This is a genomic window from Neisseria sicca VK64, assembly GCF_000260655.1.
Lineage (GTDB): Bacteria > Pseudomonadota > Gammaproteobacteria > Burkholderiales > Neisseriaceae > Neisseria > Neisseria sicca_B.
Genome location: NZ_AJMT01000082.1, coordinates 1 through 11,946, shown reverse-complemented (window position 1 = coordinate 11,946; position 11,946 = coordinate 1). Strand labels below are relative to the sequence as shown.

Below are 11,946 nucleotides of genomic sequence, written 5' to 3'. Positions count from 1 at the left end.
TTGCAACGGTAGTCATAAGATATGGCTCTCTATATTTAATTCTGCAAACAGAATCAGGATTGCTCCGTTCAATCACTGACCAGACAAATGGTTTAATTTAACGATAATCGGTGTATTTATGATGAACGGTATAATATCAGGATAATCGTTGTATAGCTAGTAAATATTTTAAGATTTGTAACAATACTCGCAGTAAATATAATTTTTGTTGTATTTAAGGTTAACACTCTAATCAATTATCATTTTTAAGCGATTATTTTTATTCATTAATTTTTTATTAATTCCATGATTCCCCTGTATTTTCAAAATACGGGACACCATGAATAAAACTGTTGTTTAAAAGAAAAATATGCCTCTAGAAAGCGAAAAATTGTTGGCAATATCCCTATCGCAAGCTGATTTTTCTCCCCAATGGCAAAAATAAACGGTACAAAAACCTTGCCATACCAACCGCCACAGCCCCAAACAAATAAAACGTGCAACACAGTCCCTAGGAATTTCTACAAAAAAAGGCTACCTGAAGATTCAGGTAGCCTTTTTTTGCGCAGCACCTTATTTCAACGTCGCCTTCGCCGCTTCCCGTTGCAAATGCCGCTGCATATAGCCGGCAAACGGTTCAGCGTTCGGCAGCACTTGGGCGCGGAACATGCCCCAGCTCAAGAGAGCGGTCAAGTATATATCGAGCGCGCTAAAATGTTGTCCCACGGCGTATTCGCGGCCGTCGGACAGCAGGGTTTGCAGGGTATGCAGCGCGGTATCGAAATCGCCGTAGCCGAGGGAACGGCGCCATTCCTCGCTCTGCGGCACCTGACGCCAGCGGTCAAGAATAGCGTATTCGAGCTGAGAACCAAACGACAGCCAGCGGTAGTATTGCCCGCGCTCCGGAGTACCCGCAGCCGGGATCAGCCGTTTTTCGGGGAAAAGCTCGGCCAGATAGGTGAGAATGGCGGGCAATTCGGTAATCACTTGCCCAGCATGTTTGATAGCAGGTACTTTGCCCATCGGGTTGATGGCTAGATAGTCCGCCTCTTTGAGCTGCGGGTAATCCAGCACCACGTTGTCGTAATCCGCGCCGCATTCGGTCAGCATCCAGCGTACATTGGTGCCGCGTGAAGGATTTGCAGTATAGAGGGTGATTTTGCTCATGATGTTTCCTTGTCCAATTGTGGGTGAGGTGTTTGCAGGCTGTCTAAAACCCAGTCAGGATACCTCATGGCTGTGTCAGTTTCTGTCAGCAGCATGGTCTTGGTCAAACCGCATCGCACTAGCGGCTCAAATCAAACGCGCTCAAATCCAGCCCTTCATGCTGCCGCCAGCGTTGCAGCAGCAGGCGGTGCGGCATGGGATAGGCTGCGCCGGTTTGAATTTGCGCGATGCGGTCGCAACGAAAATGGCGGAATGCCTGCCGCAAGGTGCACCAAGCCGCCAGAAGCCGCACGTTGTCCCAATAGCCCAACGCCACCGGCCACACCGTGCGTCGGCTGGCCTGCCCTTGCACATCGGTGTAGCTGAAACTGAGTGTCTGCTCCTGCCGCAAAGCCTGCCGCACCTGCGCCAGAACGTGTTCTTCGTCGTGTCCGAACGTCGTCGCGCAGTTAATCGGATACACCGCATGGGCTTCTGCCTGCTCCGCCAAGCGCGCGGGCAGCACTGCGTGCACTTTACCCAACACCGAGCGTGCCGCCTCCGCCATTTCGCCATCAGCATGCGCCGCCGCCCAGCGCATGCCTAGCATCAGTGCTTCGAGCTCGTTTTCGCTGAACATCAGCGGCGGCAGGTTGCAATCCTGCTGCAACACAAAGCCCACGCCCGCTTCCCCGTCTATCACCGCGCCCTGATGGCGCAGCGTGTCGATGTCGCGGTATACCGAGCGCACGCTGATGCATAGCTCCTGCGCCAGCAGCCGCGCGCTTTTCGGATGGCGGCTGGTGCGCAAAAGCTGCAAGAGTTTGAGCAGGCGGTCGGTACGGTTGGGCATGGTGGGTCTCCTTGATTTCCTTTGAGGAAGGGGGCAGTTTGTTTGATTTCTGAAATATGCGGATAACCGGGCAGCCTGATTGCCTACGCATTGCTGCATCAGGCATGGCCGTCATGGGAAGCGGAAGAGTAGCGGGTTCGGGCTTGAATGGGCAAGGGTTCCGATTCGATTTCGTTTACTACCAAGCGGTTAAGGAGTCATGGCAATTGCACGAAAGGTCGTCTGAAAATAGTTTTCAGACGACCTTTGCTTCAATCAAACTTGAATCAATGCCTAAAATGGCGAACGCCCGTTACCACCATGGCAATACCGTGTTCGTCCGCCGCGTCAAAGACTTCCTGATCGCGCATCGAGCCTGCAGGGTGGATGATGGCTTTGATGCCTTGTTCGGCGATGACGTCCACGCCGTCGCGGAAGGGGAAGAAGGCATCAGAGGCGGCACACGCGCCGTTTAAGTCCAAACCTGCGTCCTGCGCTTTGCGGGCGGCGATGCGGGTACTGTCCACGCGGCTCATTTGGCCTGCGCCGATGCCGTAAGTTTGACCGCCTTTGCCGAACACGATGGCGTTGGATTTGACGTATTTTGCGACGTTCCAGACGAACAGCAAATCGTTCCATTCCTGCTCGGTCGGTTGGCGTTTGGAGACGACTTTCAAATCGGCGCGGCTGATGCGGTGGATGTCGGGCGTTTGTACCAGCAGCCCGCCGCCGACGCGTTTGAGTTCGAAGCGGTTCGCACCTGCTTCCAAAGGCACTTCCAATACGCGCACGTTTTTCTTAGCGGCGGCGATTTCGAGGGCTTCGGCGGTGAACTTCGGCGCCATCAAGACTTCCATAAATTGGTTGTCGGTAATCTGTTTCACGGTTGCGCCGTCCACTTCGCGGTTGAAGGCGATGATGCCGCCGAACGCGCTGGTGGTGTCGGTGGCGTAGGCGAGTTTGTAGGCGGTCAATGTATCAGCTGCAACGGCGACGCCGCACGGATTGGCATGTTTCACAATCACGCAGGCGGGCGCATCGAAGGATTTGACGGCTTCCCATGCGGCATCGGCATCGGCGATGTTGTTGTAGGACAATTCTTTGCCTTGCAGTTGTTTGTAGGCGGCGAGGCTGCCTGCGGCGGGGTACACATCGCGGTAGAACGCGGCGCGCTGGTGCGGGTTTTCGCCGTAGCGCATGTCTTGCACTTTAATCCAGCTTTGGTTGAACTGGCTTGGGAACTCGCCGACTTCGGGCGTGCCGCTCAAGACGTCGTCTGAAAGTGAGGTTAAGTAGTTGGAAATCATACCGTCGTATTGGGCGGTGTGGCTGAACGCTTTGCGCGACAGGTTGAAGCGGGTTTTGTCGCTCAATGCGCCGTTGTTGGCTTCGAGTTCGGCGGCGATGGCGGGGAAATCGGCTGTGTCGGTAACGATGGCGACGTGTTTCCAGTTTTTCGCGGCGGAGCGCACCATGGTCGGGCCGCCGATGTCGATGTTTTCAATCGCGTCTTCCAGCGTGCAGTTTGGTTTGGCGATGGTGGCGGCGAAGGGGTAGAGGTTGACGCACACGAGGTCGATGTTGCCGATGCCGTGCTCTTCCATCTTGGCGACGTGTTCGCCCAAATCGCGCCGCCCCAAAATACCGCCGTGGATTTTCGGATGCAGCGTTTTCACGCGGCCGTCGAGCATTTCGGGGAAACCGGTGTAGTCGGCGACTTCAATCACGGGAACGCCCGCATCGGCAAGCAGCTTCGCCGTGCCGCCGGTGGAGAGGATTTCGACACCGAGTTTGTGCAGGGTTTGGGCAAATTCGACTGCGCCTGTCTTGTCGGACAGGCTGATCAGGGCGCGTTTGATGGAAGGCATGGGGATTCCTTTTTTGAAGGTTTAATCGATACACGCTGCTAGCGCAAAAATGAAACAAAATTTGATGAGATGTTTAGCTCCGATGGCGTTCTCTTGGGCAATTCAATAAATTTATACCTTGCGGCAAGCAATATCTTGTCTATCACCCTGCATACGGACGCTTAGGCTGTCATTCCCGATTTTTTTAACCTGCATTTGCGATTTATCTGATTTACCAATGTCGTTTCTCATCTGGGCAAACATTTCCTTATCCACTTTACGCCACAGAATGGTGCGAATTTTAGCTGTGCTATGTTGTCTTTGAACATCGGTGATTTTAATATTCAAACCAATTTTTCCTCCGTCCAACGTCCAAGTACCATCTGCAAAATTCCGATAAACTAAGGTTTCATCATCAGGTGAAGGAAAATTCATATCCACAATCACGCTTACTTTTTGCTCACTGCCAAAAGTAAACGTCATCGGCGTTTTATTAGTGGCAGCGCACTGCCATTTACCGAGCAGTTGCGCTTCTTGAACAACAACAGGTTTTGCCAACACAGGCGCAGCAGCAAAGGCAGCAAGAAGAAAAATCAGGTGTTTTTTTTGCATAACAGTTTCTTTCTATAAACTCGGGAGTGAATAAGCTACTTTCTTAGTTTTCCAACTGCCTTATGCAAGTTTGAAGACACTGGCGGTCAGTTTGACAGAATACGTCTTCAATCTTGGCAAAACATTATGGGATGAATTTTCAGGGCAGTATTATCCCCTAGTTTCGGGTTTTTGGCAGCAGTTTTCTGGAAATATTGTTGACAATTTTTCTAGAAAAAAGGTCGTCTGAATTGATTTTCAGACGACCTTTCTGCCGTTCCCTTCCGTCATTATTGCCTGCATAAGGCTAACGATTCAGATATGTCTGTCCTGCGGCTGACAGCTCGGACAAAACCCGCGCCGACGGTTTTCAGACGACCCTTTTCCCCGCCCTGCTTATTCAAACCCCATTTTCCTTGCCGTTGCCACTGCACCCGCCATCGTGATGCACAAAGGCATCAGCAGGGCGGCGGGGGCGTAGGTGAGTTCGAGGATGAAGACTATGGCGGTCAGGGGCATTTTGAGGGAAACGCCGAGAAATGCCGCCGCGCCGATGACGGCGGCACTTTCAGACGACATGGCGGTGAAGAAGGTGTTCCACGCGGCTGCGGCGGCGAAGGCGATGGTGCTGCCGAGCATCATGGACGGGGTAATCAGCCCGCCGTATGCGCCTGCGGCGAGTGCGAGCAGGACGACGAACCATTTGACGGCGGTCATTTCCAAGCTGTACCGCCAGTCGGTCATGCCGCCGAACGTAAGCTGGTTGCCCGCCTTGCCATTGCCCAGTATTTCGGGAAACCAAACGGAAACGATGCCGATAAGGGCGAACAAGGCAATCGCCAAAGGAATGATTTTCGGGTCATTGCGCTTGAGGAAGGGAAATTTTTTGGCACTGCGCTGAAACCATACCGCCGTTGCGCCCAAAACGGGGCCGATGGCGGCGGCAAACCACAGCAGCGGGATGTTCACATCGAGATGGGCGGGATGGTATTGCTGCACATCGCCCAAGCCGATGCGGGCGACGGCGGTGGCGGTGACGGAAGTCAGCAATGCGGCGGCCACTGCCTGTTGCGTCCAAATGCCCAACATGGCTTCGAGGATGAAGAGCGTGGAGGCGAGCGGGACGTTATAGACCGCCGCCAAACCTGCACCCGACGCACAGGCAAGCAGCAGGCGCGTTTCGTCTTCGCCCAAACCCAAACGCCTGCCGCCGACGGATGCAAACGCGGCGGTCATTTCACGCGGGGCGACTTCGCGTCCGAGCGGGGAACCGAGTCCGACGGTGATGATTTGCAGCAGCGCATGGGAAACGGTGGTGAAAAACGGCAGCCCCTGCAAGGGCTGCTTCAAGGCTGCCTTGATTTCGATTTGCGGCCTGCCGAAACGTTTGAGCGACCACCAGCCGAACCCTACCGCGACGCCGCACAAAATCAATACGAGGATGCGGCGTTCAGACGACGTTTGAACCACGCCTTCCCGAAAGGAAACATGCCCGCCGCCCGTGCCGTAACTGTAAGCCGTGTGCTGGATAAAGTGCATAAGCTCCGTCAAGGCAATGCCGACCATGCCACCGACGATGCCGGTAAGGATGAGGGCTATCCAAAGTTTGTGCGTATGTTTCATGGGGATTTTGTTTTTGAGACAGGGTTCGGCGGTTTCGTTAAAAAATCAAACGGCCTCAATTAACATTGAGCGGATAGCTTTTCGGCGCAACGTGTGTCTTGCCGTTGTAAGGAATCACATATTTCTGATTTTTATAACGTTTTTTACCATCCACCCCCTGCACCGTTGCGCTTAATGCCCAAACGCCTGAGACTGAAGGACGGCTTTTGTCCAAGGTAATTTTCGCATCGATGCTGGTATAGCGGTCTTCACAATCGCGTTTTTCCCGCCCTTTGTATACATCGCAATTGCCATAATATGCGCCATTATCTTTACCATTCACAATGAAGCTGCGGCGGATACGGTTGCTATTATCGGTAAACAGAAAGTTTTTTCCAATTGTCGTTTCGCCTTGACCCGTATAGCCTGATTCGACGGCGTAGCCCCAGTTTTGCTCGCCCATCTGAACAAACTGCCAATCCTTATTCTCCGGCACATCCCCCCATGCGCCGAGTTCATCGCTTCCATGTTGTTTGATTGTCCACTTGCCGTCTGTTTTTTCCAAAACAAACAATTCTGCCAAGCCCGAAGAGGCATGCGCGTTCTGTTTTAATTTGTACTTCATATCATAGGCAAAACCCGTGTACAACACATAGCGCGTGGCTTTACCGTTGCGCGTTACGCTATGGTCGGCAACGGGTTTCATACAATACATAATATTGTCAGATGCTGTCTCACTGTCTTTCGGCGGCTCAGTAAGCTGACAGTTGTGCGCCGCAAGCGGTCGGTTGTAATACTGGGCAATAGCTGCTTGGACGGCAGCTTTGTCGTTATTGGGCGCAGCCGATGCCAAAACGGGGCTAGCGGCAAGCAACAGGGCAATCATATATTTCATCGAAAATTTCCTGATATTTTTAAAACCACATTAAAACAAGATACTCGCGTACCTTCTCAGGTCGTCTGAAAACCCGGTTCACACGTTTTCAGACGACCCCTTACGCATTCTTTCCTCTGTTCGACAGCCATCCTGCGACAAACGTCGCGGCGATGACGATGAACACGCCCAAAGCGGACACGGCGGACAAATGTTCGCCCAGAATCCATACCGCCATGATGACGCCGACGACGGGTTCGAGCGAAATCAAGAGGCCGGAGACATTGGCAGGAACTTTGTTCATGCCCTTGTTCCATAAGAGATAGGCAAGCCAACTGCATCCCACCCCCAAATACAAAACCGACAGCACGCCGCCCCACGACCAGTGGACTTCATAGCTCTGAGCCAACACCAGTGAAAACGGCAGGCACAACACCGCCGCCGCCGCCATGGAAGCAGAAGTAAATGCGGGCGCGCCGATGCGGGCAATCATCTGCTGGCTCGGCCGTATCACGCCGGCGAAACCGAATCCCGCAAGCAGAATCAGCAAACAGCCGAACCAATCGACCGCGCCGCCCTCTTCCGCACCGCCCAGCACCATCATCCCGATGCCGGCAAACGCCGCCGCCCCGCAAATCCAGTGGTAAATCTTGGCTTTATCGTTAAAAACGAAATGACCGACAAACACCACCAGCAAGGGTTCCAGCCCGACCATGGTAATCGCGCTGGCGGCGGACGTGTATTTCAAGCCGATAAACTGAAGCAGCAACACCACGACGTAGTTGATAAAGGCGATACACAACAATGGCTTCCACTCGCGGCGCGGAATCTTGCCGAAATGGCGGCAACAGGAAGGCAGCACCATCAATGCGGCAATCAACAGCCGCGCCTCGACCATCAACGCGGCATCAAGCATCTCGTAAGTATATTTGGCGGCGATAAACGAGCTGCCCCAAATCAATAAGGAGAGTATTTGGTAAATCATGGCTCAAGTCGTCGGATAAAAGGATGCACTGATGAAAGGCAGGACATCACGCCCCACCCTGCCCCGATTCGGTCAACGAATCCAAAAAGGCAAAGAGTTTCGCGTTCATCTGCGTAAAATCGAAACGCTCGATTTCATCGGGATGCTGCACATAAGCCTGCGTCCTGCTTTGCGCCGCCAAGTTTTCGCGCCCGTCGGCGGCAATCAAGAGGCCGACGGCGGCGCGGTCGAATTCCAAATGCGCCTGAAACGCATAATGCTTGGGAGAGAAGCGGACAATCTGGCGCGGACAGCCTTTGCTCGCCGCCAATACTGCCGCCCCATCCGTCAGTCCGGGCATATCTCCGTGCCAATGCCCCGCAAGGAAAGACGCGCCCAGCAAGGCGGTATGCGGGTCGTTCAAACCTTCCTGCGTCAACTCGACCGGATACACGCCGATTTCGCGGTGCGGGCTGCGCCCGTGCCGTGCGCCGTAGGCGACGGACAAAAGCTGTGCGCCCAAGCACACGCCGACAATGTACTTGTCCGCCGCCACCGCCTGACGCATCAGGCGCAGCTCGGCTTCAGGGTCGTAATACGGAAAAGCCTGCCTGTCTTCATCGGGCGACTGCGGTCCGCCCATGACGATCAGAAAATCGATACCGTCCGCGTTTTCGGGCAACGCTTCCGACTCATAAACCTTAGTCGACGCCGTACGATGACCGCGCGACCGCGCCCAATCCCAATACGCGCCCGGCACTTCAAAATCCTCGTGCAGGATGAAATGGACGTTCAACGTTTTCCCCCGCGTACCGCCGTCATGGCGAAACTCCTGCTTCATCAGTTTTCTCCCTTTGCAACAAGCCTGATATTTACAGCAAACCGTGCTGCAACAGTTTCTTACGCAGCGTATTGCGGTTCAGTCCCAAAATCACCGCCGCTTTGGACTGATTGCCGCCGCATTGTTCCATCACGCACGCAAGCATCGGCTTTTCCACTTGGTGCAACACCATGTCGTACACACCGCAAGGCTCCGTACCGTTCAAGTCTTTGAAATACTGTTGCAAATTCTGTTCAACGCATTGCGCAATATCGGGGATGGGTTGTTTCATAACATATCCTCCTTCGTTGTTTTTAAAGATGACAGGTCGTCTGAAACGGGGTTCAGACGACGTTTGTTGAGTTTGAATTAAATAGATTGTTTTTTATTTCGATGAAATTGTGTTTTCAGACGACCTGATATTGCCGCCATTTCCGGATAAGAATCATCCTGTTGGCCCGACAACCCAAGCTATCCGCTGATAACCTTAATCCCCAGCAAAGCCAACGCTCCACCGCAAAATCGGTCTATCCAATGACCGAAACGCTGAAAACGTTTGCTCACGGCAGGGGCGGACAACATCAGCGCGACAAGGCCGAGCCAAACGAACAGCATCAGCGCCATCCATACGCCGTAAACCCCCATCTGCCACATCGGCGTATCCGGCGACAATACGACGGTAAACAGCGACAGCATATACACGACCGCCTTCGGGTTCAGCACATTGCACAACACCCCGCGCCATATCGTTTTCCATGTCGGTTCATCCGCCATATGGTCCTTACGGATTTCGACCGTCCCGCCCGCAGCTTTCGCGCGCAAACCTTTATAGCCGATATACAGCAGATACAGGCCGCCGACGATTTTGACCGCGGTCAGAAGCGGGGCGGACTGAGCCACCAGCGTGACCAAGCCGAGTACGGAATAAATAATGTGGATACCGAATCCCAACGCAATGCCCAGCGCGGTCAACATTCCGGCAGCCCGCCCCCGGCTCAACGCCTGCTGCGAAACGAGTACAAAATCGGGACCGGGCGACATGCACGCCAAAAAATGTACGCCGGTGATAATCCAAAAGCCATGCCAAAAAGTCATAATGAAGCCTTTTGTATTAAAGAGGGGGTTGTAGAAAGGCGCATCAGCCTTTAAGAATGAATGAAGATTAACCATCAAGCCTTCACCATGCCGGATTACAGTCCACGCAACCTACTCCCCCAAGCAGGTAATCTTGCCAACCTTTTCTCCGTCCGGTTCGATTTCTGCTACATGATCTCCATATTTATCATCCCAAAAGAAACGCCCGTTTTTCTCATACCAAGGTTCGCCCAGTACATACCAAGCCTTGTCCAAACTGTCACCGGGGCGGATGGTTTCGCATGTCGCTCTACTCTTAAACGCACTCAACATACACGCATCATGTTGACGACAATCGGGATTCATGCACCTGCCCTTGTCGTCATTCCAATTGCGATCCATTAATTTACAGGCTATCAAATTATAGTCATAAGCATAAAACCCGTATCCTGTCATCAACAGCGCAGCAATACCTAAGCTTTGTAAACGCGGCGTTAATTTCATATTTACTTCTCGCAAGATAAAAAGGTCGTCTGAAACGCCCTACCCTTCACGATATGCACACACCCAGCGGTCGGTTTTCTCCGAAAGCGTCTCAAGATAGGCAGCTAGGGTATCGTATTGTGCCGCTGCGCTGTCCAAGCGGTTGATGTCCCGGCGTGTTTGCTCGCCGTCGGGCATTTCGTCGATGTACCAGCCTATGTGTTTGCGGGCGATGCGTACGCCGGCGACTTCACCATAAAACGCGTGCATGGCGCGGATATGGTTCAAAATGGTGACATTGCACTCTGCCAAGCTCAAGGCAGGCGGCAAAACGCCGTATTCGGCGTAATGTTTCAAATCGCGGAAAAGCCATGGCCTGCCTTGTGCGCCGCGCCCTATCATGATGCCGTCGGCGGCGGTTTGTTTGAGGACGGCGGCGGCTTTTTGCGGCGAAGTGATGTCGCCGTTGACCCAGACGGGGATGTTCAGACGACCTTTGGTCTCGGCAATCAGATCATAAGCCGCTTCGCCCTTATACATTTGCGTGCGTGTGCGTCCGTGGACGGCAAGGGCGGCGATGCCGCAATCTTCGGCGATGCGGGCGATGGCAGGCAGGTTTTTATGATCGTCATGCCAGCCCAAACGGGTTTTGAGGGTAACGGGAACGTCCACCGCGCGGACGACGGCTTCGAGAATGGCGGCAACCAGCGGCTCGTTTTGCATCAGCGCGCTGCCGGCTTGAACGTTGCAGACTTTTTTGGCGGGACAGCCCATGTTGATGTCGATAACCTGCGCCCCGAGGCTGACGTTGTAACGCGCGGCATCCGCCATCTGCTGCGGATCGCTGCCGGCAATCTGGACGGCAACGATACCGCCTTCATCGGCAAAATCGCTGCGGCGCAGGGTCTTTTTGGTATTTCTAAGCGTCGGGTCGCTGGTCAGCATTTCGCACACCGCCCAACCCGCGCCAAAATCTCGGCAAAGTCGGCGGAAGGGCTTGTCCGTAATGCCCGCCATCGGGGCGAGTGCAATGGGATTGTCGATAATGTAGCCGCCGATGCGCATGGTCAAACCGCCGTATGGAAAGGGCTGCCATTGTACAATTTTTAAGCAGGGTTTCCAATGGGATTTACTTTGACGGACAGGAAAAAAGGTCGTCTGAAAAAGTGAACTGCACCCCAAAAGTTGGACACATCCCCTCCAACTCACAAGGTGCAGTTTTTTTATGAGCAAATATACATTACACTTCAAATACCAAGCCGTACTCCACTACCTGCATATACGCAGCCAACAGCGTACCGCAGACCACTACGGCATTTCCCGAACCCACCTGAGACGATGGATACGCGCCTATCAAGAAGGCGGTATCGGCGCACTCGAACATCCCCAATCCAAAACCATGCCCCAACACCGCAAAAACCCCTTCATCTCAGATAAACCCGACCAAGAAAAAACGCAGGCAGAGCTTATCGAAGAGTTGTGCTATATGCGCGCAAAGGTTGCCTATTTAAAGGAGTTAAAAGCCCTCAGCCAAAAACAGACCGAAAAGGACAAAGCCAAACCGTCCAAACACTGAGGGCGCAACACCCGCTCAAATACCTGCTGCACATCGCAAACCTGCCCAAAAGCAGCTTTTACTACCACCACCAAGACCGACCCGACCCCGACGCAGCCGACAAAGCCCTCCTCGTCGAAACCTACCGGCGGCATAAAGGACGCTACGGACAAAGGCGC

Annotated in this window: 13 protein-coding genes and 1 pseudogene; 2 read left to right on the top strand and 12 right to left on the bottom strand. The window is 53.5% G+C overall.

Annotated elements, in window-relative coordinates; translation table 11 throughout:
- Window positions 1-552: 552 nt before the first annotated feature.
- From HMPREF1051_RS04945 to dusB, 12 genes are all read right to left on the bottom strand, one after another.
- On the bottom strand, window positions 553-1,146 hold the full coding sequence (locus HMPREF1051_RS04945) for a glutathione S-transferase family protein (RefSeq protein ID WP_003765222.1): 594 nt from the start codon (window positions 1,144-1,146) through the stop codon (window positions 553-555).
- A gap of 118 nt (window positions 1,147-1,264) precedes the next feature.
- Entirely contained in the window at window positions 1,265-1,978 is a 714-nt protein-coding gene (locus tag HMPREF1051_RS04940) for a helix-turn-helix transcriptional regulator (protein ID WP_003765221.1), read from the bottom strand.
- 266 nt (window positions 1,979-2,244) lie between these two features.
- On the bottom strand, window positions 2,245-3,825 hold the full coding sequence (purH, locus tag HMPREF1051_RS04935; protein ID WP_003765217.1) for a bifunctional phosphoribosylaminoimidazolecarboxamide formyltransferase/IMP cyclohydrolase: 1,581 nt from the start codon (window positions 3,823-3,825) through the stop codon (window positions 2,245-2,247).
- Window positions 3,826-3,936: 111 nt separating this feature from the next.
- A complete protein-coding gene (locus tag HMPREF1051_RS04930; RefSeq protein ID WP_003765240.1) occupies window positions 3,937-4,416 on the bottom strand; it encodes a hypothetical protein in 480 nt (159 codons plus the stop codon).
- Window positions 4,417-4,791: 375 nt separating this feature from the next.
- Window positions 4,792-6,018 carry a chloride channel protein gene (locus HMPREF1051_RS04925; protein WP_036491930.1) on the bottom strand — a complete coding sequence of 409 codons (1,227 nt, stop codon included), beginning with the start codon at window positions 6,016-6,018 and terminating at the stop codon, window positions 4,792-4,794.
- A 55-nt stretch (window positions 6,019-6,073) separates the two neighbouring features.
- A complete protein-coding gene (locus tag HMPREF1051_RS04920) occupies window positions 6,074-6,892 on the bottom strand; it encodes a hypothetical protein (RefSeq protein ID WP_003765233.1) in 819 nt (272 codons plus the stop codon).
- Between the two features lie 100 nt (window positions 6,893-6,992).
- Window positions 6,993-7,856 carry a DMT family transporter gene (locus tag HMPREF1051_RS04915; RefSeq protein ID WP_003765227.1) on the bottom strand — a complete coding sequence of 288 codons (864 nt, stop codon included), beginning with the start codon at window positions 7,854-7,856 and terminating at the stop codon, window positions 6,993-6,995.
- A 46-nt stretch (window positions 7,857-7,902) separates the two neighbouring features.
- The gene (locus HMPREF1051_RS04910) at window positions 7,903-8,676 is read right to left on the bottom strand and encodes a glutamine amidotransferase-related protein (protein WP_003765223.1); all 774 of its coding nucleotides are present in this window, start codon (window positions 8,674-8,676) and stop codon (window positions 7,903-7,905) included.
- A 31-nt stretch (window positions 8,677-8,707) separates the two neighbouring features.
- On the bottom strand, window positions 8,708-8,947 hold the full coding sequence (locus HMPREF1051_RS04905) for a Fis family transcriptional regulator (RefSeq protein WP_003761869.1): 240 nt from the start codon (window positions 8,945-8,947) through the stop codon (window positions 8,708-8,710).
- A 179-nt stretch (window positions 8,948-9,126) separates the two neighbouring features.
- Complete coding sequence (locus HMPREF1051_RS04900) at window positions 9,127-9,750, bottom strand: LysE family translocator (RefSeq protein ID WP_231286262.1); 624 nt, start codon at window positions 9,748-9,750, stop codon at window positions 9,127-9,129.
- Window positions 9,751-9,861: 111 nt separating this feature from the next.
- A complete protein-coding gene (locus HMPREF1051_RS04895; RefSeq protein ID WP_003776673.1) occupies window positions 9,862-10,233 on the bottom strand; it encodes a hypothetical protein in 372 nt (123 codons plus the stop codon).
- A 39-nt stretch (window positions 10,234-10,272) separates the two neighbouring features.
- Window positions 10,273-11,277, bottom strand: a complete 1,005-nt coding sequence (gene dusB, locus HMPREF1051_RS04890) for a tRNA dihydrouridine synthase DusB (protein ID WP_003765231.1) — start codon at window positions 11,275-11,277, stop codon at window positions 10,273-10,275.
- Window positions 11,278-11,437: 160 nt separating this feature from the next.
- Here dusB and HMPREF1051_RS04885 point away from each other — a divergent pair, with 160 nt between their 5' ends.
- Window positions 11,438-11,788, top strand: a complete 351-nt coding sequence (locus HMPREF1051_RS04885; RefSeq protein WP_003765219.1) for a helix-turn-helix domain-containing protein — start codon at window positions 11,438-11,440, stop codon at window positions 11,786-11,788.
- Window positions 11,692-11,946: pseudogene (locus HMPREF1051_RS15160) on the top strand (hypothetical protein); the annotation flags it as partial. The gene HMPREF1051_RS04885 and the pseudogene HMPREF1051_RS15160, both read left to right, overlap by 97 nt.

What these genes read in the sequence shown, in the direction of transcription:
- HMPREF1051_RS04895 (WP_003776673.1), bottom strand. Translation starts at nt 10,233, where the DNA reads ATGAAATTAACGCCGCGTTTACAAAGCTTAGGTATTGCTGCGCTGTTG.
- purH (WP_003765217.1), bottom strand. Translation starts at nt 3,825, where the DNA reads ATGCCTTCCATCAAACGCGCCCTGATCAGCCTGTCCGACAAGACAGGC.
- HMPREF1051_RS04920 (WP_003765233.1), bottom strand. Translation starts at nt 6,892, where the DNA reads ATGAAATATATGATTGCCCTGTTGCTTGCCGCTAGCCCCGTTTTGGCA.
- HMPREF1051_RS04905 (WP_003761869.1), bottom strand. Translation starts at nt 8,947, where the DNA reads ATGAAACAACCCATCCCCGATATTGCGCAATGCGTTGAACAGAATTTG.
- dusB (WP_003765231.1), bottom strand. Translation starts at nt 11,277, where the DNA reads ATGCGCATCGGCGGCTACATTATCGACAATCCCATTGCACTCGCCCCG.
- HMPREF1051_RS04915 (WP_003765227.1), bottom strand. Translation starts at nt 7,856, where the DNA reads ATGATTTACCAAATACTCTCCTTATTGATTTGGGGCAGCTCGTTTATC.
- HMPREF1051_RS04925 (WP_036491930.1), bottom strand. Translation starts at nt 6,018, where the DNA reads ATGAAACATACGCACAAACTTTGGATAGCCCTCATCCTTACCGGCATC.
- HMPREF1051_RS04910 (WP_003765223.1), bottom strand. Translation starts at nt 8,676, where the DNA reads ATGAAGCAGGAGTTTCGCCATGACGGCGGTACGCGGGGGAAAACGTTG.
- HMPREF1051_RS04930 (WP_003765240.1), bottom strand. Translation starts at nt 4,416, where the DNA reads ATGCAAAAAAAACACCTGATTTTTCTTCTTGCTGCCTTTGCTGCTGCG.
- HMPREF1051_RS04945 (WP_003765222.1), bottom strand. Translation starts at nt 1,146, where the DNA reads ATGAGCAAAATCACCCTCTATACTGCAAATCCTTCACGCGGCACCAAT.
- HMPREF1051_RS04885 (WP_003765219.1), top strand. Translation starts at nt 11,438, where the DNA reads ATGAGCAAATATACATTACACTTCAAATACCAAGCCGTACTCCACTAC.
- HMPREF1051_RS04900 (WP_231286262.1), bottom strand. Translation starts at nt 9,750, where the DNA reads ATGACTTTTTGGCATGGCTTTTGGATTATCACCGGCGTACATTTTTTG.
- HMPREF1051_RS04940 (WP_003765221.1), bottom strand. Translation starts at nt 1,978, where the DNA reads ATGCCCAACCGTACCGACCGCCTGCTCAAACTCTTGCAGCTTTTGCGC.